This window comes from Microbacterium sp. ISL-59, assembly GCF_018613945.1.
Taxonomy (GTDB): Bacteria; Actinomycetota; Actinomycetes; order Actinomycetales; family Microbacteriaceae; genus Microbacterium; species Microbacterium oxydans_B.
In genome coordinates this window covers 60,051-83,297 of the sequence record NZ_JAGGPG010000001.1, presented here as the reverse complement: position 1 = coordinate 83,297, position 23,247 = coordinate 60,051, and the positions used below count along the sequence as shown (strand labels likewise).

The window sequence follows — 23,247 nt, the reverse complement described above, 5'->3', positions numbered from 1 at the left end:
TTCAGCTTTCTGGGAGGACGGAGATCCGAAGGGCCGCGTCGGCCGCGGAGATTACTTGTCGTCGGCGTCGCGCTCGAGGCGAGCGCGCGTCTCCTCGGGGGTCTCGAGCGCGGGGGCGGCTGCGTCGTCGACGGCCGGCTCCTCGATCACGTCGACGGGTGCGTCGATGATCGCATCCTTGGGCTCGACCACGCGGAGGATCGCCTGGCTGTGCACGTCGATGATGGTGCCCGGAGCGATCTCGACGAGAGCCGGCGTGTCGAGGTCATCGGGGTCGTACGAGACGATCGTGCCGTAGATGCCGCCCTGCAGGAGCACCTTGGCGCCGGGAACGGTCTTGGTCGCCTTCTCCTCCTGATCGGCCTTCATCTGCTTCGTGCGCTTGCGCGTGTTGAAGATCATGAAGACGAGGAGGACGGCGAGAAGGCCGAAGAGCAGGAATTCCATGGGCATGGGGGAAGCGCCTTTCTCAGGTGCACGCTCCAGCCTTTGGGCGCGCGAAGGTAACCGGGAAGTCTTCAGTGATTATAGGTCATCCAACTTAAGCATCCCGTCCGGATGCGCGACGCCGAGGTGCGCGTAGGCCTCCGGCATCGCCACACGACCGCGCGGAGTGCGCCCGAGGAAGCCGATGCGCACCAGGTACGGTTCCACCACGCTCTCCACGGTCTCACCCTCTTCGCCGACCGCCACGGCGAGCGTGCTCAGGCCGACCGGGCCCCCGCGGAAACGGCGGACCAGAGCTTCCAGCACCGCACGGTCCAGCCGGTCGAGGCCGATCGAGTCGACGTCGTAGAGTTCGAGCGCCGCGCGTACGTCATGGATCGTGGCGCCACCCCCGCCGTGCACGAGGGCGTAGTCACGCACCCTGCGCAGCAGGCGGTTCGCGATGCGAGGTGTGCCTCGGGAGCGGCGCGCGATCTCGGAGAGCGCATCGGTCGGCACGTCGACGCCCAGGACAGAGGCCGAGCGGGCGATGACCTGCTCGAGCTCGGACTCGTCGTAGAACTCCAGGTGTCCGGTGAATCCGAAACGGTCGCGCAGCGGATTCGGCAGCAGACCGGATCGCGTCGTGGCTCCGACGAGCGTGAAGGGTGACAGCTCGAGCGGAATGCTCGTCGCTCCCGCACCCTTGCCGACCATGATGTCGATCCGGTAGTCCTCCATCGCGAGGTACAGCATCTCTTCGGCGGAGCGTGCCATGCGGTGGATCTCGTCGATGAAGAGAACCTCCCCCGGCACCAAGCTGGAGAGCAGTGCGGCGAGGTCGCCGGCGTGCTGGATGGCCGGGCCGCTCGACAGGCGAAGCGGGCGCTGGCTCTCGTGCGCCACGATCATCGCCAGCGTCGTCTTCCCGAGCCCCGGGGGGCCGGCGAGCAGAATGTGGTCGGCAGGGCGGCTCTGGATGCGTGCGGCCTCGAGCAGCAGCTGCAACTGCCCGCGCACCTTCTGCTGTCCGACGAAATCGCCGAGGCTCGTCGGGCGCAGCGCGCCCTCGATCGCCAGTTCGGTCTCGTCGGAGGGCTCGGTCGCGTCGAGGGGATCAGACACGCGCCTGGCCTCCCTGCGCAGGTCCGAGGAGCGCGAGAGTTCGCCGCAACAGCAAGGCCACAGTCGCCCGCTCCGCCTCCGTGGCTTTGGCCGCCGTCTGCGCCGCGGCCTCGGCGGCGACCTTCTCCGACCAGCCGAGGCCGACCAGCGCCGCAGCCACCTGCGTGACGACATCGGTGCCGCCGGACACCACGGGCCGCGACGGTGCCGCGAAAGCCTGCACCTTGCCGGCGAGCTGCAGCACGATGAGTTTCGCCGTCTTGGGTCCGATACCGGAGACCCGGCGGAACGGCGCATCGTCTTCCGCTGTGACGGCTTCGGCGATCTGATCGCCCGTGAGGTGCGAGAGCACCCCCAGAGCCGATTTCGGCCCGACGCCGGTCACGCTGATCAGCAGGCCGAAGATCTCGAGCTCGCCGCGATCCGCGAAGCCGAACAGGGAGAGCGAGTCCTCACGGACGATGAGGCTCGTGTGCAGGAGGATCTTCTCCCCGACGGTCGCGGTGTGTGCGACATCGGCAGGGACGGCGACGGCGAACCCGACACCACCCACGTCGATGACGACCTGATCGGACGTCGCATGCTGGACGACGCCGTGCAGTGAGGAGATCATCTCCTCAGCCTAGGGCGTGGTTCGGACCTATGTTCGAGCGACACGCTTTTCGGCGTCCGCCCAGGCCCGTTGCGCGGGAGTCAGCGCCCCCTGCCCGGATGCCGTGGGGCCACCGCGACGCCAGGCATGGCACAGCGCGATCGCCAGGGCGTCGGCCGCGTCGGCCGGCTGCGGGAGCGCATCCAGGCGCAGGATGCGCGCGATCATGGTCTGCACCTGCCGTTTGTCGGCCGCGCCGTAGCCGGTGACGGCGGCCTTCACCTCGCTCGGCGTATGGGTGGCGGCGGGCAAACCAGACTCGGCCGCGATCAGCAGCGCCACGCCACTGGCCTGGGCCGTCCCCATCACGGAGTGGGTGTTCTGCTGCGCGAAGACTCGCTCGACGGCGACCGCATCCGGGCGGTGCTCCGCGATCACCGCACGGATCCCGGCCGCGACGATGGCCAGACGATCCCCGATCTCGGCATCCGGTGACGATCGGATCACTCCCACATGCACCAGCGTGCCGCGACGCGAAGGATCGACGTCGACGATGCCCACACCGCAACGAGTGAGGCCGGGGTCGATGCCGAGCACGCGCAGAGAGGAGGTCACTCCCCCAGGCTAGGTGGGCACACCGACACCGGCCGCCCGGCGCGCCTACGCGTCGTCGTTCTCGAGCTCGGCCTGGACCTCGGCCGACAGGTCGAAGTTGGTGAACACGTTCTGCACGTCTTCACTGTCTTCAAGGGCATCGATCAGGCGGAAGATCTTCCGTGCGGTGTCGGCGTCGATCTCGACCTTGAGGTTCGGAACGAACTCGACGTCCGCCGACTCGTAGTCGATCCCGGCTTCCTGCAGCGCGCTGCGCACGGACACCAGGTCGGTCGCCTCGGTGATGACCTCGAAGCCCTCGGCATGAGGCTCGATCTCCTCGGCCCCCGCCTCGAGCGCCGCCATCATGACGTCGTCCTCGGTGGTGCCCTCGGAGCCGACGACGATGACGCCCTTGCGGCTGAAGTTGTAGGCGACGCTGCCGGGGTCGGCCAGAGTCCCGCCGTTGCGGCTCAGGGCGGTACGGACCTCAGCCGCTGCGCGGTTCTTGTTGTCGGTCAGACACTCGATCATGAGCGCCACCCCGTTGGGACCGTAGCCCTCGTACATGATCGAGGTGTACTCGACGACCTCGCCGCCGATGCCGGCGCCACGCTTCACTGCGCGGTCGATGTTGTCCTTGGGGACCGAGGTCTTCTTGGCCTTCTGCACCGCGTCGAAGAGTGTCGGGTTGCCGACGAGGTCTGGTCCGCCGAGCTTCGCCGCAACCTCGATGTTCTTGATCAGCTTGGCCCAGGACTTCGCACGCCGCGAGTCGATGATGGCCTTCTTGTGCTTCGTGGTCGCCCACTTGGAATGCCCGGACATAAGTCTCCGCTCGTCGTATCCGCCCCGGAGCGTGCCCAGGGCGTCGTCCATTCTATCGAAAAGCCGCGGTCGACCGAGCGGCGTCCACCGCGGCCGTCCGCGCAGCCGTCATTCGCGCGGGTCGCGGCCCTGCAACGTCACCGGGGCGGCACCGATCTGCAGCAACATGCGCGATTCATCGCCGCGCGCGACCCGCACATGCTCGGTGATGTAGCCCGCGATCTCGTCGCTCGGCTCACCCTGGGCACAGGTTCCGACCGCGGTGTTCGCCTGCCGGACGAGCGCCATCATCATCGGAACGCGCTGGAGGAGGCGATCGGCCTCCTCAGGCTTGTCGACCGCTTCGGCGATCGCCCGCTCGCCCTTCGTCTGGTAGTCGCAGGCGAGCACGTGGGCTGCACCGAACGCGGCCTGCTCCCGCAACGGGGCTGCCGGATCGTGCAGCGCGTAGTAGCGAGCCACCTCGTCACGGAGCCACGGCACCAGCGGCAGGAGAGAGTCCCGCGTCGCCTGATCGAGTTCTCCTCCCTGCAACACCGGCTCCATCGCCGCCACGACCGCGTCCATCCATCCGCGAAGGGCAGCGGTCCGCGCCTCGTCCTCGGCTGTCCCGCTGATCATCGTCGACGCGCGATCGTACACATGCAGTCGCTGCAGGTTCATGTAGAGGTTGTTCAGGCCGATGAGTTGCCATTCACGTGCGCCGATCATGCGATCAACCCTACTGATCGCATGCGGCCCGCTCGCGTCCGGGCTCCTCGCGAACCGGCATGAGCGCGCGACCTCTGGCGCGAGGCGACACCCGGGTGTATGCCTGAGGCATGAACGAGATGGCTCCTGACGACAGGTCGCGTGCACTGGAAACCGCGCATCACGCCGCCCTCCGATTCCTGGACTCGGTCGCCGAGCGACCGGTGTGGCCGAGAGCATCGCTCGACGACATGCTGACAGCGTTCGGCGGCTCGCTCCCTGAGCACGGCATGGACCCCGCGACAGTGGTCGAGGAGATGGCCGTGCTCGCCGACCCCGGACTCGTCGCGATTCCCGGCGGCCGGTTCTTCGGCTTCGTGATCGGCGGCACGCATCCGGCAGCCCTGGCCGCCGACTGGCTCGTCTCGGCGTGGGATCAGAACTCCGGTTCGTCGACCCTCACGCCCGCCACGGTCGCCATGGAACGCGTCGCCGGGCAGTGGATGCTCGACCTCTTCGGCCTCCCCGCGGCCGCCAGCGTCGGTTTCGTCACGGGCGGGCAGCTCGCCAACTTCACCTGCCTGGCCACCGCGCGACACGCGGTTCTCGCACGCGCGGGATGGGACATCGCCGAGCAGGGTTTCCAGGGTGCCCCCACGCTGCGGTTCGTCGTCGGGGCCGACCGGCACGGATCCATCGACCGCGCCGCACGCTTCCTGGGGATCGGACGAGCGGAACTGACGGTCGTCCCGTCCGATGAGCAAGGACGCATGAGCGCGGATGCGCTGGAGCAGGCTCTCGCCGGCGGCGAGGGACCCCTCATCGTGTGTCTGCAGGCGGGTGAGGTGCACACCGGCGCCTTCGACGACTTCGCCGCGCTCATCCCGATCGCCCGCCGACACGGTGCCTGGGTGCACGTCGACGGCGCGTTCGGGCTGTGGGCGGCCGCCTCCCCCGCACTGCGCCACCTCACCGCGGGCATGGCGGATGCCGACTCCTGGGCGACAGACGCCCACAAGACGCTGAACGTGCCCTACGACTGTGGCATGGCGATCGTGCGCGACCCGGCGGACTCCATCGCGGCGTTCCGCACCGGAGGCGACTATCTGATCTATTCAGGGCTCGACCCGTGGGATGTCACGCCCGAGCTCTCGCGACGCGCCCGCGGGGTCCCCGCGTGGGCCGCGCTGCGCAGCCTCGGACGATCGGGTATCGCCGAGCTGATGGGTCGCCTGCATGCCCACGCCGTCGCCATGGCCGCGGGACTCCGGTCGGTGCACTCGGTGGAAGTCATCAACGACGTCGACTACACACAGGTGATGTTCCGCCTCGGCTCCGACGAAGCGACGCGTGCGCTCGGCGCGGCGATCCTCGTCGAGGGGACGGCGGCCATGACGGGCGCCGAGTGGGAGGGCCGTGCGGCCCTGCGGTGCTCGATGTCGTCGTGGGCGACCACTTCGGACGACGTCGACCGCACCGTCGAGGCCATCCGCGCCCTGGTCGACGCAGGTTCACGCACCGAGTGACCGAGACCGTTGGTCCTGCCGCCGGCTGCTGCTAGCGTCGAGGAACCCGTGCCCCGGGGATATCGCGACGCTGCGAGCGAAGGGACCGTCACGATGAGCGCAGGCGCAGACCGCCTTCGACCGGAGTGGACCGCACTCCCCCTGGTGCTGCGCGCGCGCATCGTCGACGTGATCGGAGGACGATTCGTCCGGGACGACCCAGCGCAGAGCGGATTCAGCGCGTCCTACGCCGGTGTGGTCACCACCACCAAGGGGAAGGCCTTCGTCAAGGCGTGCGCGCGGGATTGGCACCCCGACTCGCTGCACTTCCTCCGTGCCGAGATGCAGGTGCTCACGACACTGCCACCGACGATCGCCCCGGCGGTGCTGGGCGAAGTCGACGAGACCGCCGGCGCTGCGCTCGTGCTCGAGGCGATCGACGGGCACCACCCCGGCAGCCCTTGGTCGGCGGATGATCTGCATTCGATCGCCGCGACCCTCCGCATCCTCTCGTCGACGAAGGCGCCACTCGACCTGGGAGACGCGGCCGACAGCATGCTCCCCGACTTCACCCGATGGGAGCAGATCTCCCTCGATGAGCAGCTGCTCGCCGGTCTCCCGATCCTGGTCCGAGAGCGGATGAGTGATCTGCTGCGTATCGAACAGGACTTCCGCGCTGCGGTCGGCGGAGACGTCATCGCGCACGACGACGTGCGTGCCGACAACATCCTGATCAGCGACGGGCACGCACGATTCGTGGACTGGCCGCACGCCCGCCGCGGAGCCCCGTGGATCGATCTCCCGTTTCTGCTGCCGAGCGTCGAGGCCTCCGGCGGTCCCGCGTGCGAAGAGGCGTGGCCGCTGTTCGAAGAGCACGGAGCCCCGCCGATGCGCGAGATGCTCCCCGTGATCTCCGGATTCGCGTCGTACCTCTGGTTCGCCCAGGCGCAACCCGAGATACCTCAGCTGCCCGGACTCCGCGCATTCCAGCGGGAGCAAGCCGGACCCGCGCTGCGCTGGCTCGCAGCCCTGCTGCAGGTTCAGGAACGCGCGGCGTCGAGGTAAGTCAGAACGGCTCTCACGCGGCGGTTCTCCTCGACGGGTCCGAGGCCGAGCTTCGTGAAGATGTTGCCGATGTGCTTGCTCACGGCCGCATCCGTCAGCGTGAGCGAGACGGCGATGTCGGAGTTCGACTGTCCATCGGCCATCAGGCCGAGCACCTCGCGCTCCCGCCCAGTGAGTGCGTCGAGCGGCCCCTGACGCGAACTGCTCAGTAGGTGCTGGACCACGTCCGGGTCGATGACGGTGCCACCCTCTGCGACCGTGTCGAGCGCGGTCGCGAAGTCGCGGACACGACTCACCCGATCCTTCAGCAGGTAGCCGATGCCGCCACCCGGAAGCGTGAGCAGTTCTCGCGCGTAGGTGTCCGCGATGTACTGGGAGAGCACCATGACCGGTTGCGCCGGGTGCAGGGCGCGGATGTCGAGCGCGGCGCGGAGTCCATCGTCCGTCTCGTCCGGCGGCATGCGCACGTCGGTCACGACGACGTCGGGTGCATCGCCGGCCGCGGCCAGGCGCTCGAACGCCTCCCGCAGCTCGGGCGCCGACTGCGCGGTCGCGACGACGATGTGGCCGAGCCGCTCGAGCAGAGCCGTCAGGGCCTCGCGCAGCAGCGCGGAGTCTTCAGCGAGCAACAGACGCATCCGACACCGCCCATTCTTTTTGCAGCGGCATCGTCATACGGAGCGTCGTCGGCCCGCCGTCCGGGCTGTCGATCGTGAACCGACCACCGAGGGTGGCGGCGCGTTCGGTGAGTCCTCGCAGACCTGTTCCCTCATTCGCATCCGCTCCGCCCTGCCCGTCGTCTATGGCGAGCACGTCGAGGACGGCGTTCGTCACCCCGGCACGCACGGTCAGCCTGGTCGCGACGGTGTGCTTGGCCGCGTTGCTGATCGCCTCGGTCACGAAATAGTAGGCGGCCGTCTCCACCGGCGCCGGCAGCCTGCCGAGGTCCGGGATCTCCAGCCGGAGCGGGATCGGCGCCCGGTCGGCCAACTCGTCCAGGGCTGCCCGGAGCCCGTGGTCGGTGAGAACGGCAGGATGGATACCTCGCACGGTGTCCCGCAGCGTCGCCATCGCGTGTTCCGCCTGTCCCTGGGCGACGTCGAGCGCACCGCGGACCGGGGCGGTGTCGGCACCCGTCGCGTCGAGGTCGTCGAGTTCGAGACTCACCATGCCGAGGCGCGCAGCGAGCGTCACGAGCTCCTGCTGGACGCCATCGTGCAGGTCGCGTTCGATGCGCCGCCGCTCCGCCTCGAAGGCTTCGACCAGCGCAGCGCGCGACTGCACCAGACGCTCCACATTGCGGGTCATCTCGCGCTGTCGAGGACCGCAGAGCGAACGCAGCAGCGTGGCCTGCCCTGCGGCGAGCACGGCGTTGGCGTAGGCGAACACGCACAGGGAGAGCACGGCGATCGGGAGGAGCAGCAACCATGTGCGCGGAGTCGCGACGATCCAGACGTCGCCGAAGAGGTTAAGCCGCGTGGGCCCACGCACCCCGGACACGGAGACGTAGACGAGGAGCACGAACAGCAGCCCCTGGAAGAACAGCAGGGCGAGCACGAGCCAGCCGACGACCAGATCGAGCAGCAGCGCGACCGTCTCCCTCCAGGTCGCTCCCTCGTTCATCCGCACGGACAGCCAGATATGACGTTGGTCGCGCCCGAGGGGGACGTGACCGGAGGGCTGAGCAGGAAAGCCCAGGAGCCGGGTACGTCGCCGCTCGAGCGCGCCGATCGCGATGCCCCACAGCGGCAGAAGCAGCAGCGTCAGGACCGTGATCGGCAGCAGCAGAAGACCGATCGCGACGCTCGCCGACAGGTATCCGAGAGCGCGCCATGGCCACGCGCCGAACAGGAACCGCCAGGGCGCGCGCATCATCGCGTGCCAGACGGTCGGCGCTCTCATGCCTCAACCCTACGGATCGCGGAGCCGGGCAGCGGGCGATCGAGCGAAGAGTAGAGCCAGCTCTACCACGACTGTCCACTCCGGTCTCTCGCCGCGCGTCTCGGTACGAGCTCGAATGGAGGGGTGATCGAACCACTGATTCGCGCCGCGAACCTTGAGAAGACATTTCCCGGAACCGGTCGGAAGGAGCCGCGCGTCTCCGTCTTGCGCGGGATATCCCTCGATGTGCATCCCGGCGAGATGGTGAGCATCGTCGGTCCGAGCGGTTCCGGCAAATCGACCCTGCTTTACTGCCTCTCGGGTCTCGAGCCCTACGACACTGGGAGCGTCCACCTCGCAGGTCGAGAGCTCTCGTCCCTTCGGCGCGGCGCGCTCGCCGCCCTGCGTCGCCGTCACGTCGGATTCGTCTTCCAGTCCTTCAATCTCATCCCCTCGCTGACGGCGCGGGAGAACATCGCGCTTCCCGCACGGCTCGCGCGGCAGCGCGTGCAGCGCGCGGCCATCGACCGTGCGCTCGCCGACGTCGGCTTGACCGACCGTGGCGGGCATCGACCCGGACAGCTCTCGGGCGGCCAGCAGCAGCGGATCGCCATCGCCCGCGTGCTCGCCCTGCGGCCGGACATCGTGTTCGCGGATGAACCCACCGGGTCGCTCGACACGGCCACAGGCACCGACGTGCTCCGCCTGCTTCGTGCGTCAGCCGGTGACGGCAGATCCGTCGTCATGGTCACCCATGATCTCGAGGCCGCTGCCCTCGCCGACCGTGTCCTCGTGCTCCGCGACGGGACGATCCATCGAGAACTGCGACACCCCACTCCGGAGCAGGTTCTCGAGGCGATCACTCTCGCCGGGGCTTCGGCATGATCGCCCTGATCGCCTCCGATCTGATCATGCGCTGGCGCGTCTGGCTCGGAGTGCTCGCCGTGACCGTCACCTCCGGATTCGTCGGTGCGCACGCCGCCGGTCTGCTCGAGACCGGCACCTTCCACGGTGGCGCTGTGCAGGAGGGGCTCGCCAGCACCAGCTCCGCTGTCATCATGTTCACGGCCATCACGGCGCTCATCGTGCTCAGTTCCACGGCGAACCTCACGATCTCCCTGCAGCTCCGCGACTACGCACTGTGGCAGCTCGTCGGTGTACGGCCCGCGCTGGTTGCCGTCGTCGTGCTCACCCAGCTCGGCATCATCGGCATCATCGGCGCGCTCGTCGGCTGGCTCCTCGCCCTGCCGGTGTTCCCGACCCTCTTCGTCTGGGTGTTCCGGGAGTGGCCCGAGATGCAGGGCGTGAGCCTCCACCTCGGCATCGGCAGCGGCCTCCTCGTGGTCGCCGCGGTCGCGCTCACTGTCGTGCTCGGTGGGCTGCGCAGCGCACGGCGGGCCAGTCGGACCCCGGCCATCGAGGCACTTCGTGATGCAGAGCCCCCGCGGATCCGGATGGGATGGTTCCGCATCATCCTGACCGTGTGCGCTCTCGGAGGCACCACGGCGCTCGCGACGACCCTCGACGGCGATGCATCGATGTCCGCGTTCTCGGGGCAGGCCATCCTGCTCACACCCTTGATCGCGGCCGCCCTCGCCGCCGCAGGCCCGATCGTGTTCCCTCTCGTCCTCCGCGGCTGGACTTCGCTGCTGCCGACGACGGTCTCCGCGACATGGTTCCTCGCCCGGAACTCTGCCAGGTACCGCCTGTCTCGGTCGAGCGCGGCGATCGGTCCACTCATGGTGGCGATTGCCCTCGCGGGAGGGCTCTACACGACGGGCGCGACGCTGGCCGCAGCGGAAGCCGCGCGAAGCGGCAGCGACGCGGGGTTCGACCTCGCCCCCGAGGGGGTCGTGATCCTCCTCGGCGGCCCCCTCCTCCTCTCGGGCGTGGCAGCCGCGGCGACCGTGTTCATGTCGGGTCACACGCGCGAGCGGGAGTTCGCCCTCATCCAGGCCGTGGGCTCCACGCGCGGTGCGATCGTGCTCACCGCGATCTGGGAAGCTGTGGCCTATGCGGTCACTGCGTCGATGTTGGGGGTAGCCGCCACTGCGGTCGGAGGCCTCGTCATCGCCGGAAAGCTCTCGCTGCCCGGCCCCGTCATCGCGTTCCCGATGATCGGGCTGATCGCCGGCGGTGGACTCGCCCTGCTCCTGGCCGCCACGGTGCTGCCGACGGTCACCGCGTTGCGCACCGAGATTCCTCGCACCCTCGCCGTGGAGTAGTCGCGGTCGCGATCCGGGCGCGGCCGCAGGGGCTGACGCGCTCGCATACTCGCAAAGGGCCGCGTAGTCGCGGCTAATCGCCCGGGGCTGCGTTCGATGCCATCCGGACGTTGGTGCTCCTTGCTATGGTGGCCGCGTGCGATGGCTTGCGGACGAGGCGAGTGGTTCACGACGTGTTCCGCTCTCTCCGGGGTCACCCCGGGGTACGCAGTCTGACCTGGAACGAACGCCGCAGGCGCCTTACTGCGCTTCGCGCAGACCGGTGCCCGCACTGATGGACGAGTCGTACGCAGGCCATTGCACGCCCGGCGCCCGCTCCGCGGCTGCCCTCTGATGGCGCCCTCCACCGCATCACGCGTGCTGGGGCGCACGCCGCGACCGTTGCCGTCGTTGGTGGCCGCCTCTCTGGCCGACGCTTTCCTCGCCTCCGAGGTCTGGGCGAAGGAGCAGCTCGTCGAGGCCGGCGCGTACGTCATGGGAGCGCGTCGCCGTTGGCTCTCTCCGCTCGTCGGCGACGTGTTGACCTCCTTCGTCCGCCCGCCTGCCGATGCCCCGCGACTGCTGACGTCGGTGATCCTCCGTTCGCCCGATTTCGCAGAAGCGGTGCGCAAAGCCGACGAGCGCCGTTCGCCGCTGCGCATCCACCACCGCGTAGTCGGTCCATCGGCGTCGCAGCCGCCCTCGGGCGCTCTTCCCCGCATCGACAGCATCCCGGATCTCGCCGCCATGCTCGATCTGGACGTCGGCCGGCTCCAGTGGTTCGCCGACACCAAGCATTGGAATCGGCGCGCGCGCACAGGAGCCTTGCACCACTACCGGTACGAGTGGCGCACACGGCACGGGCGGATCCCCAGGTTGCTAGAGATCCCGGAGCAACGGATGCGCCGTGTGCAGCGCAGTCTCCTGGAACAGGTGCTCGGCCTCATAGCCGTGAACGATGCCGCCCACGGTTTCATGCCCGGTCGCAGCGCGGCCACCGGGGCGGCGCGCCACACGGGGGCCGACATCGTCATATCCCTCGACCTCACCACGTTCTTCTCGCGCGTGACGGGCGGTCGCATCTACGGAACACTTCGGCAGTCGGGACTGTCCGAGCCGGTCGCGCACGTCGTGACCGGGCTGTGCAGCAACGCCGTTCCTCCGCGCGTGCTTGCTGCCATGCCACCGGGCGGATCATCCGACGAGCGGTTCGCCCTGCGTCGGGCTCTGGCCACGAGTCATCTGCCGCAGGGCGCTCCCTCCTCGCCGATGCTTGCCAACCTCGCCATCCGGCGCCTGGATTCACGGCTGACGGGATGGGCGGATGCCGTCGATGCGACCTACACGCGATACGCCGATGACCTCTCGTTCAGCGGCGGTCCGAGACTCGCGAAGCGACCTGATGCCTTCATCCGTGGTGTGCAGCGGATCATCGAGGACGAAGGGCACGTGGCCAACCCCCACAAAACGAGGGTCCGACGCCAAGGCGTCAGGCAGAGCGTGACCGGAATCGTCGTCAACCAGCGAACGAATGTCTCACGGGACGACTACGACCGGCTCAAGGCGACGATCCACAACTGCGTCGTGCACGGTCCGCGCAGTCAGAATCACCGCCGACTCGACGATTTCCGTGCACATCTGCTCGGCCGCATCTCGTGGGTCGAGAGCCTGAACCCCCAGCGAGGCGCGAAACTCCGGGCGGAGTTTCTGCGTATCCGTTGGTGACCGCAGCGATCGGCACGAGTGGCCAAGTGACCCTACCGTCGGACGACCGGCACGGATGGCGCAGGATGGAGGCATGCGCAGATCACGACACATCGCTCCTGCCGCTCGCATGTCGGACGTCCACGACGACGCGCCGACCCCGGCAGATGTACTGCGGTATCTCGTCCACCTTCCGGATGACTACGACGCCGATCCGGGCAGGCTCTGGCCTCTGGTGCTGTTCCTACACGGTGCGGGCGAACGAGGTTCCGACCTCGACCTCGCCGCGGTGCACGGCCCGCCGCGGCTGGCGGATGACGGGCACGAGTTCCCCTTCATCCTCGTCACCCCGCAATGCGGTGAGTCGAGTCAGTGGGTCGGGGAGCTCTCGACCTTGTCCGGGCTGGTCGACGAGGTCGTCTCGACGCACCGCGTCGATCCGGCCCGCATATCGGTGACCGGGCTCAGCATGGGCGGTTTCGGGACCTGGAGCCTGGCAGTGCGCTATCCCGATCGGTTCGCCGCGATCGCACCGATCTGCGGTGGGCTCTGGATGCAGAGTGCTGAGCCGATTCGTCACCTGCCCGTCTGGGCTTTCCACGGCGACGCCGACGATGTCGTGCCGATCTCCGCCACGGAGGAGATCACCACCGAACTTCGGACACTCGGCGCCGACGTGCGGTTCACGCGATACGCGGGCGTCGGCCACGACTCCTGGACCGAGACCTACGACAACCCCGAGCTGTACGACTGGCTGCTCTCCCACCGGCGCTAGCGCGCGTACGTCCCGGCACGGGCACGGGCCTTGTCGAGGAAGCGCTCGTGGAAACGCGTCTCGCCATCGACCTCCGGGTGGAAGCTCGTGCCGAGCAGGCTGCCCTGCTCGACGGCGACCACCGTGCCGTCCGTGAGCGATGCCAGGACGTCGACACCGGCGCCCACACGCTCGACCACCGGGGCGCGGATGAACGTCGCGCGCACCGGAGGCTCCCCCAGCGCGGGGACGTCGAGTTCCGTCTCGAACGACTCCGTCTGGCGCCCGAACGCGTTGCGACGGACGTCGATGTCCATTCCGCCGAACGACTCCTGGCCGTCGATCCCGTCGAGCACCGTGTCGGCGAGCAGGATCAGTCCGGCGCACGTCCCGTAGACCGGCAGTCCTGCATCGATCGCGGCGCGGATCGGCTCCTGCATCCCGAAGATGCGCGAGAGCTTGTCGATCACACTCGACTCGCCGCCGGGGATCACGAGTCCGCCGACGGACGAGAGCTCTTCCGGTCGGCGCACCAACACGACATCGGCGCCCAGGTGCGCGAGCAGGGCGGCGTGCTCGCGCACGTCGCCCTGCAGCGCGAGGACTCCGACGCGGGTGTTACCAGCCACGCTCGGCGAGACGGTGCGGCGCGGGGAGGTCGCTGACGTTGATGCCCACCATCGCCTCGCCGAGCCCGCGCGAGACCTCGGCGATCACCTTGGCGTCGTCGAAGAACGTGGTGGCCTTGACGATGGCCTTGGCGCGCTCGGCGGGGTTGCCCGACTTGAAGATACCCGAGCCGACGAACACGCCGTCTGCTCCGAGCTGCATCATCATCGCGGCGTCTGCGGGGGTCGCGACTCCGCCGGCCACGAAGAGCACGACGGGGAGCTTGCCGGTCTCGGCGATCTCGGCGACCAGCTCGTAGGGCGCCTGCAGCTCCTTGGCGGCGACATACAGCTCGTCCTTGGGCAGCGCAGCGAGGGCCGCGATCTCCCCACGGATCTTGCGGATGTGCTTCATCGCCTCGGAGACGTCGCCGGTGCCGGCCTCACCCTTGGAGCGGATCATCGCGGCGCCCTCGTTGATGCGGCGGAGCGCCTCTCCGAGGTTGGTCGCACCGCACACGAACGGCACGGTGAACTCGTACTTGTCGATATGGTTCACGTAGTCGGCCGGCGAGAGCACCTCGGACTCGTCGATGTAGTCGACGCCGAGCTCCTGCAGCACCTGGGCCTCGACGAAGTGCCCGATGCGCGCCTTCGCCATCACCGGGATCGAGACCGTATCGATGATGCTGTCGATCATGTCGGGGTCGCTCATGCGCGAGACCCCACCCTGTGCGCGGATGTCGGCCGGCACGCGCTCGAGCGCCATGACGGCCACGGCGCCCGCATCTTCGGCGATCTTCGCCTGCTCAGCGGTGACGACGTCCATGATGACACCGCCCTTGAGCATCTCGGCGAGGCCGCGCTTGACGCGCGAGGATCCGGTGGTTGTCTGCTCGGTCATGGGGAACTCCTGTCGGATGCACCGAAGTGGGTTTTGATCTAGATCAAACGTAGCACTGTCCGATTCGACCTAGAATCGCTGAGGAGGATCATGAGCGACCAGATCACAGGTGCCACCGCGTCGGAGATCGCCGACAGCGTGCGTTCGCTGCGCGATCGCGGATCCCTGCAGCCCGGAAGTCTCCTCCCCCCGGTGCGAGAGCTGGCCGCCACCCTCGGCGTGAATCGCAACACCGCCGTGGCTGCGTACCGTCAGCTCGCTCAGGCCGGCCTGGTGGTCTCGCGCGGGCGAGCCGGCACCGTGGTCGCGGGCCTCGAAGCAGTGGCGCAGGAGGGTTACGCCCCCGACACGGTGCTCCGCGACATCGGCACCGGCAACCCGGACCCTCGCCTCATCCCCGACCCGGCACCCGCGCTCATGACCATCGCCTCGCGCCCCGTGCTCTACGGCGAGCCCGTGATCGATCGCGGACTCGAGGAATGGGCCCGGCGGTGGATCTCGGCCGACCTCGCCGATGTCGACTTCCGCATCACCATCACCAGCGGTGCCGTCGACGCGGTCGAGCGCCTGCTCGCGCAGGCACTCATGCGCGATGATGCCGTGGCGCTCGAGGACCCGTGCTTCCTGGCGAGCATCCACACCGTGCGACTGGGCGGATACCGCGCCGTCCCGGTGCCTGTCGACGCCGAGGGCATGACCGTCGACGGTTTGCGGGCGGCGCTGGACGCCGGCGTCCGCGCGATCATCTGCACCCCGCGCGCGCAGAACCCCACCGGAGCGAGCCTCACCGCGTCTCGAGCCGCCGAGCTGCGAGCCGTGCTGGCTGATCACCCGTACGTGCTGATCATCGAGGACGACCACTTCTCGATGCTGTCGCAGCGCCGGTACGAGTCACTCATCGGTGCGGACCACCGCCGATTCGCGCTCGTGCGCTCCGTGTCGAAGTTTCTCGGACCAGACATGTGCCTCGCGATCGCGGCGACCGATGCCGAGACGGCCGAACGGCTCGCGATGCGTCTGAGTCCCGGCACCACGTGGGTGAGCCACCTGCTGCAGCGTCTCGCGCTGACCCAGCTGACCGACGACGCCGTGATGACCGAGGTCGCCGCAGCGGCCGCCCACTACGCCGAGCGGAATGCCGCCTTCGCAGAGCGCCTGCGCGCCGGCGGTATCGATGCGACAGCATCCGACGGCATGAGCCTGTGGGTCGAGCTGCCACAACCCGCGCGTCTCGTCGCCGATCGGCTGATGCGCCGCGGGTGGCTGGCCCGCACCGGCGACGACTTCGCGCTCGACGACCGCGCAGAACCGTCCCACCATCTGCGCCTGACCGTGCACGACCTGTCCGATGATGAGGCCGAGACCCTCGTCGCCGATCTCGTCGCGGCCGGGCGATGACCACCCTCGCGGGCACCCGCCTGCCCTGAACGAAAGAGCCGGAGAATGAAGATCCTCTCCATCCAGTCAGCCGTCGCCTACGGGCACGTCGGCAATTCCGCCGCGGTGTTCCCGCTGCAGCGCATCGGCGTCGAGGTGCTCCCGGTCTACACCGTGAACTTCTCCAACCACACCGGCTACGGCGCCTGGCGTGGGCCGATGATCGCTCCGGACGACGTCCGCGAGGTCATCACCGGCATCGAAGAGCGCGGCGTCTTCGGTCAGATCGACGCGATCCTCAGCGGCTACCAGGGCGGCGAAGGCATCGGCGACGTGATCATCGACGCGGTCGCCCGCGTGAAGTCCGCGAACCCGAGCGCCGTCTACGCCTGCGACCCAGTCATGGGCAACGCCAAGTCGGGGTGCTTCGTGGCCCCGGCGATCCCGGTTCTGCTGCGAGAGCGCGTCGTCCCGGTCGCCGACATCATCACGCCGAACCAGTTCGAGCTCGGCTTCCTCACCGACACCGAGCCGGACACGCTCGAGTCCACCCTCGCTTCGGTCGACCTCGCCCACGCGATGGGTCCGCGCACCGTGCTGGTGACGAGCGTCGAGCGCCCTGACCGCGAAGAGGGCACCATCGAGATGCTCGCCGCCGACGAGCAGGGTGCGTGGCTGGTGCAGACCCCGCACCTGCCGATGAAGGCGAACGGCTCGGGCGATGTGACGGCGGCGCTGTTCACCGCGCACTACGTCGAGACCGGTAGCGCGAAGATCGCTCTGGAGCGCACGGCGTCCAGTGTCTACGACCTGTTGAAGGCCACGCTCGAGTCCGGTGAGCGCGAGCTGCAGCTCGTCGAGGCACAGGAGTTCTACGCGAACCCGCAGATGCAGTTCACCGCCCGTCAGGTGCGCTGAGCTACTCCGAAGCGGGCTCCGACGTCGGCCAGGCGTTCGCCACGGCCTCGCGCACCTCACCCAGCAACTGCGGGAGCGCCTTGGTCTTCGCGATGATCGGGAAGAAGTTGGCGTCCGACGTCCACCGCGGCACCACGTGCTGGTGCAGGTGGGCGTCGACGCCGGCGCCCGCCACGGCGCCCTGGTTCATGCCGATGTTGAAGCCGTCGCAGCGTGACACCTCGCGCAGAACCCGCATCGCGGTCTGCGTGAGGGCGCCGATCTCAGCGACCTCTTCGGGCGTGGCCTGGTCGTACGTGGCGATGTGGCGGTACGGGCAAACGAGCAGGTGGCCGGAGTTGTACGGGAAGAGGTTCAGCAGCACGTAGGCCGTCTCCCCCCGCGCCACGACCAGCCGCTCCTCGTCCGGGAACTTCGGCGCCTCGCAGAACGGGCACTCCTCACGCAGCGGCTCCGGCCCGGCCTGGATGTACGCCATCCGGTGCGGGGTCCACAGCCGCTGGAACTCGTCCGGAACCCCGGCGAGGAGTCCGGCATCCTCCAGCGGCTGCGCCCCCTCGGTCACGCCAGGTCCCCTGCTGTCTGCACGAGGCCGTGGCTGTCGATGACGGCGCGGATGCGGGCCGCGGCGTCTGCGATCGGCACACCGTTCTCCTGCGTACCGTCGCGATAGCGGAACGAGACGGTGCCCGCGTCGCGGTCCTTCTCCCCCGCGATCAGCAGCAGCGGCACCTTGCCGGTCGTGTGGGTGCGGATCTTCTTCTGCATCCGGTCGTCCGACGTGTCGAGCTCGGCACGCACGCCCTGGGCGCGCAGCGTGTCGATGACGTCGCCCAGGTAGTCGGCGAAGTCGTCGGCGACCGGGATGCCCACGACCTGCAGGGGAGACAGCCATACCGGGAAGTCGCCGGCGTAGTGCTCGAGCAGGATCGCGAAGAACCGCTCGATCGAGCCGAACAGCGCGCGGTGGATCATGATCGGGCGCTTCTTCTGCCCGTCCTTGTCCATGAACTCGAGGTCGAAGCGCTCCGGCAGGTTCGGGTCGACCTGCACGGTGGAGAGCTGCCAGGTGCGACCGATCGCGTCACGCGTCTTCAGGTCGATCTTCGGGCCGTAGAACGCGGCCTCGCCGGGGACCTCGGTGAGCTTCAGGCCCGAGGCGACCGCGACGCGACGAAGGGCGTCGGTCGACGACTCCCAGAACTCGTCCGAGCCGATCCACTTCGACTTCTCGTCGTCCTTCATCGAGAGCTCGAGCTCGAAATCGGTCAGACCGAAGTCGCGCAGCATCGACAGGATGAACTCGAGGACCTTGCTGACCTCGGCCTCGAGCTGATCGGGCGTCACGAACAGGTGCGAGTCGTCCTGAGTGAAGCCGCGCACGCGGGTGAGACCGTGCAGCGCACCGGAGAGTTCGTTGCGATAGACCGTGCCGTTCTCGGCGAACCGCAGCGGCAGGTCACGGTAGCTGCGCGCACGTTCCTTGTAGATGAGGATGTGCATCGGGCAGTTCATGGGCTTCAGGTAGTAGTCCTGGCCCTGCTTGGTGATGTTGCCCTCGTCGTCGCGCTCCTCGTCCATGACGATCGGGGGGAACATCCCCTCCTTGTACGTGACGAGGTGGTTCGAGGTGAGGAAGAGGTCTTCCTTCGAGATGTGCGGCGTGTACACGTAGGTGTAGCCGCCCTCGATGTGGCGCTTGCGGGCGTGCTGCTCCATCTCGCCGCGGATCACGCCGCCGCGCGGGTGCCAGACCGAGAGCCCGGAGCCGATCTCCTCGGGGAACGAGAACAGGTCGAGTTCCTTGCCCAGGCGCCGGTGGTCGCGCTTGGCAGCTTCTTCGAGGCGGTGCTGGTAGGCGCGCAGCTCGTCCTTGGTCGGCCACGCCGTGCCGTAGATGCGCTGCAGCTGCGGGTTCTTCTCGCTGCCGCGCCAGTAGGCGGCAGCGATGCGGGTGAGGTCCCAGCCGTTGCCGATCATGCGCGTGTTGGGCAGGTGCGGCCCGCGGCAGAGGTCCTTCCAGACGACCTCGCCGTCACGGGTGGTGTTGTCGTAGATCGTCAGCTCGCCTTCGCCGACCTCGACGGAGGCGCCCTCGGCGGCTTCCTTCCCACCCTTGAGCCCGATGAGCTCGAGCTTGAACGGCTCGTCCGCGAGCTCGGCGCGTGCCTCGTCGTCGGTCACGACACGGCGGACGAAGCGCTGGCCCTCACGGACGATGCGCTGCATCTCTTTGGTGATGGCCTTGATGTCTTCGGGCGTGAAGGGGGTCTCGACGCCGAAGTCGTAGTAGAACCCGTCGGTGATGGGCGGGCCGATGCCGAGGTTCGCCTGCGGGTTGATGCGCTGCACCGCCTGCGCCAGCACGTGGGCTGCCGAGTGACGGAGGATGTTCAGCCCGTCCTGGCTGTCGATCGTGACCGGCTCGACCTCGTCGGTATCGGTCACCGTCGTGGCGAGATCCTTGAGATCGCCGTTGACGCGCATCGCGACAACGTTTCGGTCAGTGAACAGGGCGAAGCCATCGTGCGGCCGGGCGTTTTCAGGCACAGAAACTCTCCATCTGGGTCGGTGTCCAGGTTACTCGCATGATCACGGGGTCCTGACCGCTTCGCGACGGTGTCGGACACTGTGATCGGTCCCGCCATCGGTCACCGTCAGCCCGGCTGGTCGGCGCCGCGCGAGGGGACGATGATCCCCGACTCGTAGGCGTGGATCACGAGCTGCGCACGATCGCGTGCGTGCAGCTTCGACATGATGCGGTTCACATGGGTCTTCGCGGTGTGCGGTGAGATCACGAGGGCGTCCGCGATGTCCTGGTTCGACGCCCCGCCCGCCACGAGGAGCAGCACCTCGCGCTCCCGCTCGGTGAGCTGTCGCAGCGGCTCGGTGTGCCAGGCATCGGCTCGCGGATGCTGCGGCAGCACGGAGCGCTCGATCAGCGACCGTGTCGCCGCCGACGACAGGAGAGCCTCACCGCGGTGCACCACGCGCACGGCGCTGACGATGTCGTCCGGCTCCGCCCCTTTGCCGATGAAGCCGCTCGCACCGGCGCGGAGTGCGGCGACCACGTAGTCGTCCTCCTCGAAGGTCGTCAGGATGAGCACGCGGGTCGCGGCGGACTGCGACTCGCTCATGATCTGCGCGGTGGCGGCGATGCCGTCGAGCTCCGGCATCCTGATGTCCATCACCACGACGTCCGGCATCGACTCGCGCACCGCGGACACCGCCTCGCGACCGTTGGCGGCCTCGCCGACCACCTCGATACCGCCGTCGATGAGGATGTCGCGGACCGCCTGCCGCACCAACGGCTGATCATCGACGACGAGCACCCGGATCATCGGGCACCTCCGTCGAGGGGAATCCGCACCTCGAGACGGAACGCGCTTCCGTCCCGGCCGGTCTGCACATCTCCCCGGACCGCAGCGACGCGCTCGCGCAGTCCACGCAGCCCGTGGCCCCCTGCACCCGACACCACCTCGGATTCCGTCGCCACCTGATTGTCGACGACGACGCGGAGCGACCCGTCATCTGCTCGGAGCCGGACGGTCGCCGCGCCACCCGCTCCGTGCTTATGCGCATTCGTCAATCCTTCGAGGACCACGAGGTAAGCCACGTGATCACTGGCCGGCGAGAGTGCGGGCCGGTCGGGATCGTCCTGCAGATCGACGCGCAGCCCCGCCTCGCGGAACTGCGCGAGGAGGTCGTCGAGACCGGCGAGGCCGACCTGCGGACGAAGGTCGCGAACATCATCCGGGTCGTCGGAGCGCAGCAGCGCCATCAGTCCACCGATGTCGGCGAGCACGGTGCGAGAGGAACGGCGGATGGTGCTCAGGGCCTCCCGCGCGCGCTCCGGGCGGGTCTCCAACGCGGATGACGCCACGCCCGCGTTGAGGCTGATGACCGAGATCTGGTGCGCGACCACGTCGTGCAGGTCGCGCGCGATGCGCACCCGTTCTTCGGCGACACGTCGCCGCGCTTCCTCATCCCTCCCCTGCTCGGCCCGCTCCGCGCGCTCGGTCATGGCGGAGACGAACTCGCGTCGTGACCTGGTCGCGTCCCCCAGGGCCCCGGCGAGGGCGATGATGAAGACGAACTGCAGTGCGCGGGGATCGAAGAGATCGCCGGCGAGCGGGATCGCGTTGACGAAGAAGACGATGGCCGTTGCCGCGCTCACGGCGACGATCCCGACGAATCGCCCTCGGCGGTCCACGACGGCGAAGGCGCTGATCGCCATCGCGATGAGCGCGCTCGGTGACAGGACGCCCGCGAACGCCAGGACCACCGCGCACAGCAGACTCACGGCGAGCACGACGAGCGGAAGCCTTCGACGGAACAGCATCGCGACTGCGGGAACGAGCGCGACGACGAGCAGCCATCCGGTGGCGCGGAACGCCTCGTCGGGGAAAGGCGACACAGCGAAGACGACCACCACGGCCACGGCGATCACATCGGCGAGCGGCGCCGCGATTCGTGGAGGACGAGGTGCCGGCATCTCACCAGTATTCCTCGCGGCGCCGGGTCTCGGATCCCCCGCCGGGATGAGCTGCGTGTACTGCGATCGCAGTACACGGGTGTCTGCGGCAGGGCGACGCGGCAGCGGATGCCGCGCGGCACGCTGGGATGAGGGCGCACAGCGCGTGCGCCGAGAGAGGTCGGCATGAAGAAGCCCGTCAAGAGAGTGCTCATCGCACTCACGTCCGTCGTCGCCGTGATCGCGGTCGGACTGGTGGCCACCACGGTCGGCAATGCGGTGGCGACCGCGGTCGAACAGGATCGCATCGAGCCGTACGGGCAGAAGGTCACCGTGGACGGGCACGAGATGAACGTCATGATCACCGGTGAGGGCTCGGAGGACATCGTTCTCCTCCCGGGTTTCGGCACCGCATCCCCGGTGCTCGACTTCGAGCCGCTCGTCACCGAGCTGGCCAAGGACCATCGCGTGATCGTCGTGGAGCCGTTCGGTTACGGGTTGAGCGACGGGACGGATCGCGCCCGCACCACCGACAACATCGTGACCGAGACGCACTCCGCCCTGCAGGAGCTCGGCGTCGACGACTACGTCTTGATGGGGCATTCCATCGCCGGCATCTACGGCATCCAGTTCGCGAACCGCTACCCCGATGAGGTGCGGGCGTTCGTCGGAATCGACAGCAGCGTCCCCGGGCAGCCCGGCTCGGACACCGAGCTGCCCGTCGGACTCTTCGGCGCGGCGAAGAACCTGGGGCTCGTGCGACTCATCGCATCGTTCCGTGGCACGGGTTACGACGAGTCCGTCTACTCCGCAGACGTGCAGGAGCAGATCGCCATGCTCACCAATCGGAACACGCTGAGCCCCACCTACCTGAACGCGATGTCTCTGCTCCACGCGAACTTCGACGATGCTCTGGGCACCAGCTTCCCCGAAGACCTCCCCCTGCTGCTGTTCGTCGTGGCAGATAATCCGACCGTCCCCACCTGGGCGGATCTGCACGAGGAGCAGGCCGCGGCCGTCGACGATGGAACGGTCGTGCCGCTCGACGGAACGCACTACCTCCACCACACGCACACGCCGGAGATCGTCGACGGGTTCCGCTCGTGGGAGCGCACCAGGATACCCGCCGCGGAGTGACGCCGGAGCTCTGGACATCACGTAACGTGAACGGATGGACAGAGCAGTCGCACGATGGATCCTGGCGGTCGCGCTCGGCGCGATCGGTGTCGGCCACTTTCTCAGCACCCGCGGGTTCCGGGTCGTGGTGCCCGATTGGGCCACTCGCCTGACCAGGCTCGACAAGGACACGATCGTGATCGCCTCGGGCGCCGCAGAGGTCGCGCTTGCGGCGGGGCTCCTCGCGCTACCGAAGGAGCGCCGCCGCATCGGCTGGGCGACGGCCGCATTCTTCGTCGCCGTGATGCCCGGGAACATCCACCAGTGGCAGACCAAGCGCTCGACGCCGGGACTCGACACGGATGCTCGACGATTCGGCCGGCTGTTCCTGCAGCCGATTCTCGTGCTGTGGGCGCTGTGGTCGACCGGCGGCGAGACACCCCGCCGAAACCACCGTCGGCGTTGAGAGACGGACCATCCCC

24 protein-coding genes are annotated in these 23,247 nt (G+C 68.5%); 10 read left to right on the top strand and 14 right to left on the bottom strand.

Features of this window, described 5'->3' with window-relative positions; all coding sequences use genetic code 11:
- Nucleotides 1-51 precede the first annotated feature (51 nt).
- From yajC to J7E45_RS00385, 6 genes are all read right to left on the bottom strand, one after another.
- Nucleotides 52-447 carry a preprotein translocase subunit YajC gene (gene yajC / locus J7E45_RS00410; protein ID WP_091036508.1) on the bottom strand — a complete coding sequence of 132 codons (396 nt, stop codon included), beginning with the start codon at nt 445-447 and terminating at the stop codon, nt 52-54.
- Nucleotides 448-525: 78 nt separating this feature from the next.
- A complete protein-coding gene (ruvB, locus tag J7E45_RS00405; protein ID WP_167634989.1) occupies nt 526-1,551 on the bottom strand; it encodes a Holliday junction branch migration DNA helicase RuvB in 1,026 nt (341 codons plus the stop codon).
- A complete protein-coding gene (gene ruvA / locus J7E45_RS00400) occupies nt 1,544-2,164 on the bottom strand; it encodes a Holliday junction branch migration protein RuvA (protein ID WP_215066395.1) in 621 nt (206 codons plus the stop codon). Before ruvA ends, ruvB begins: the two co-directional genes overlap by 8 nt.
- A gap of 27 nt (nt 2,165-2,191) precedes the next feature.
- The gene (gene ruvC / locus J7E45_RS00395; protein WP_215066393.1) at nt 2,192-2,758 is read right to left on the bottom strand and encodes a crossover junction endodeoxyribonuclease RuvC; all 567 of its coding nucleotides are present in this window, start codon (nt 2,756-2,758) and stop codon (nt 2,192-2,194) included.
- A 45-nt stretch (nt 2,759-2,803) separates the two neighbouring features.
- The gene (locus tag J7E45_RS00390; RefSeq protein ID WP_215067247.1) at nt 2,804-3,565 is read right to left on the bottom strand and encodes a YebC/PmpR family DNA-binding transcriptional regulator; all 762 of its coding nucleotides are present in this window, start codon (nt 3,563-3,565) and stop codon (nt 2,804-2,806) included.
- Between the two features lie 108 nt (nt 3,566-3,673).
- Nucleotides 3,674-4,276: a hypothetical protein gene (locus J7E45_RS00385; protein ID WP_215066391.1), complete on the bottom strand. Its 603-nt coding sequence runs from the start codon at nt 4,274-4,276 to the stop codon at nt 3,674-3,676.
- A gap of 110 nt (nt 4,277-4,386) precedes the next feature.
- Here J7E45_RS00385 and J7E45_RS00380 point away from each other — a divergent pair, with 110 nt between their 5' ends.
- Both J7E45_RS00380 and J7E45_RS00375 read left to right on the top strand, forming a co-directional pair.
- Nucleotides 4,387-5,781: an aminotransferase class V-fold PLP-dependent enzyme gene (locus J7E45_RS00380; protein WP_308162008.1), complete on the top strand. Its 1,395-nt coding sequence runs from the start codon at nt 4,387-4,389 to the stop codon at nt 5,779-5,781.
- 93 nt (nt 5,782-5,874) lie between these two features.
- On the top strand, nt 5,875-6,825 hold the full coding sequence (locus tag J7E45_RS00375) for an aminoglycoside phosphotransferase family protein (RefSeq protein WP_215066389.1): 951 nt from the start codon (nt 5,875-5,877) through the stop codon (nt 6,823-6,825).
- Here J7E45_RS00375 and J7E45_RS00370 read toward each other — a convergent pair.
- Both J7E45_RS00370 and J7E45_RS00365 read right to left on the bottom strand, forming a co-directional pair.
- The gene (locus J7E45_RS00370) at nt 6,801-7,463 is read right to left on the bottom strand and encodes a response regulator transcription factor (protein WP_215066386.1); all 663 of its coding nucleotides are present in this window, start codon (nt 7,461-7,463) and stop codon (nt 6,801-6,803) included. The two genes, J7E45_RS00375 and J7E45_RS00370, sit on opposite strands and share 25 nt — an antisense overlap.
- Nucleotides 7,444-8,727 (bottom strand): histidine kinase, encoded by a 1,284-nt coding sequence (locus J7E45_RS00365; RefSeq protein WP_215066384.1) that lies wholly within the window; start codon nt 8,725-8,727, stop codon nt 7,444-7,446. The genes J7E45_RS00370 and J7E45_RS00365 overlap by 20 nt, the downstream gene beginning before the upstream one ends.
- Before the next feature lie 123 nt (nt 8,728-8,850).
- Here J7E45_RS00365 and J7E45_RS00360 point away from each other — a divergent pair, with 123 nt between their 5' ends.
- From J7E45_RS00360 to J7E45_RS00345, 4 genes are all read left to right on the top strand, one after another.
- On the top strand, nt 8,851-9,591 hold the full coding sequence (locus J7E45_RS00360; protein ID WP_308162007.1) for an ABC transporter ATP-binding protein: 741 nt from the start codon (nt 8,851-8,853) through the stop codon (nt 9,589-9,591).
- Nucleotides 9,588-10,931 carry an FtsX-like permease family protein gene (locus J7E45_RS00355; RefSeq protein WP_215066382.1) on the top strand — a complete coding sequence of 448 codons (1,344 nt, stop codon included), beginning with the start codon at nt 9,588-9,590 and terminating at the stop codon, nt 10,929-10,931. The genes J7E45_RS00360 and J7E45_RS00355 overlap by 4 nt, the downstream gene beginning before the upstream one ends.
- 333 nt (nt 10,932-11,264) lie before the next feature.
- Nucleotides 11,265-12,635 carry a reverse transcriptase family protein gene (locus J7E45_RS00350; RefSeq protein WP_215066380.1) on the top strand — a complete coding sequence of 457 codons (1,371 nt, stop codon included), beginning with the start codon at nt 11,265-11,267 and terminating at the stop codon, nt 12,633-12,635.
- Between the two features lie 73 nt (nt 12,636-12,708).
- A complete protein-coding gene (locus J7E45_RS00345) occupies nt 12,709-13,389 on the top strand; it encodes an alpha/beta fold hydrolase (RefSeq protein ID WP_215066378.1) in 681 nt (226 codons plus the stop codon).
- On the opposite strand, the gene pdxT is transcribed toward J7E45_RS00345, so the two are convergent.
- Nucleotides 13,386-13,997 (bottom strand): pyridoxal 5'-phosphate synthase glutaminase subunit PdxT, encoded by a 612-nt coding sequence (gene pdxT / locus J7E45_RS00340; RefSeq protein WP_215066376.1) that lies wholly within the window; start codon nt 13,995-13,997, stop codon nt 13,386-13,388. The two genes, J7E45_RS00345 and pdxT, sit on opposite strands and share 4 nt — an antisense overlap.
- Nucleotides 13,987-14,880: a pyridoxal 5'-phosphate synthase lyase subunit PdxS gene (pdxS, locus tag J7E45_RS00335; RefSeq protein WP_091036539.1), complete on the bottom strand. Its 894-nt coding sequence runs from the start codon at nt 14,878-14,880 to the stop codon at nt 13,987-13,989. The genes pdxT and pdxS overlap by 11 nt, the downstream gene beginning before the upstream one ends.
- 90 nt (nt 14,881-14,970) lie before the next feature.
- Here pdxS and J7E45_RS00330 point away from each other — a divergent pair, with 90 nt between their 5' ends.
- A complete protein-coding gene (locus J7E45_RS00330; RefSeq protein ID WP_215066374.1) occupies nt 14,971-16,278 on the top strand; it encodes an aminotransferase class I/II-fold pyridoxal phosphate-dependent enzyme in 1,308 nt (435 codons plus the stop codon).
- A gap of 45 nt (nt 16,279-16,323) precedes the next feature.
- On the top strand, nt 16,324-17,175 hold the full coding sequence (gene pdxY / locus J7E45_RS00325; protein WP_215066372.1) for a pyridoxal kinase PdxY: 852 nt from the start codon (nt 16,324-16,326) through the stop codon (nt 17,173-17,175).
- A 1-nt stretch (nt 17,176) separates the two neighbouring features.
- Here the strand turns inward: pdxY and J7E45_RS00320 are convergent, their stop codons facing one another.
- The 4 genes from J7E45_RS00320 to J7E45_RS00305 all read right to left on the bottom strand — a co-directional run bounded on the left by J7E45_RS00320 (nt 17,177) and on the right by J7E45_RS00305 (nt 21,670).
- Nucleotides 17,177-17,740, bottom strand: coding sequence for an HIT domain-containing protein (locus J7E45_RS00320; RefSeq protein WP_215066370.1), 564 nt, complete (start codon nt 17,738-17,740; stop codon nt 17,177-17,179).
- Complete coding sequence (thrS, locus tag J7E45_RS00315; RefSeq protein ID WP_215066368.1) at nt 17,737-19,662, bottom strand: threonine--tRNA ligase; 1,926 nt, start codon at nt 19,660-19,662, stop codon at nt 17,737-17,739. The genes J7E45_RS00320 and thrS overlap by 4 nt, the downstream gene beginning before the upstream one ends.
- Nucleotides 19,663-19,832: 170 nt before the next feature.
- The gene (locus J7E45_RS00310; protein ID WP_215066366.1) at nt 19,833-20,516 is read right to left on the bottom strand and encodes a response regulator transcription factor; all 684 of its coding nucleotides are present in this window, start codon (nt 20,514-20,516) and stop codon (nt 19,833-19,835) included.
- Nucleotides 20,513-21,670 carry a histidine kinase gene (locus J7E45_RS00305; protein ID WP_215066363.1) on the bottom strand — a complete coding sequence of 386 codons (1,158 nt, stop codon included), beginning with the start codon at nt 21,668-21,670 and terminating at the stop codon, nt 20,513-20,515. The genes J7E45_RS00310 and J7E45_RS00305 overlap by 4 nt, the downstream gene beginning before the upstream one ends.
- 165 nt (nt 21,671-21,835) lie before the next feature.
- On the opposite strand from J7E45_RS00305, the gene J7E45_RS00300 reads away from it, so the two are divergent.
- A complete protein-coding gene (locus tag J7E45_RS00300) occupies nt 21,836-22,786 on the top strand; it encodes an alpha/beta fold hydrolase (RefSeq protein WP_215066362.1) in 951 nt (316 codons plus the stop codon).
- 34 nt (nt 22,787-22,820) lie between these two features.
- Complete coding sequence (locus J7E45_RS00295) at nt 22,821-23,231, top strand: hypothetical protein (RefSeq protein ID WP_215066360.1); 411 nt, start codon at nt 22,821-22,823, stop codon at nt 23,229-23,231.
- Nucleotides 23,232-23,247 lie beyond the last annotated feature (16 nt).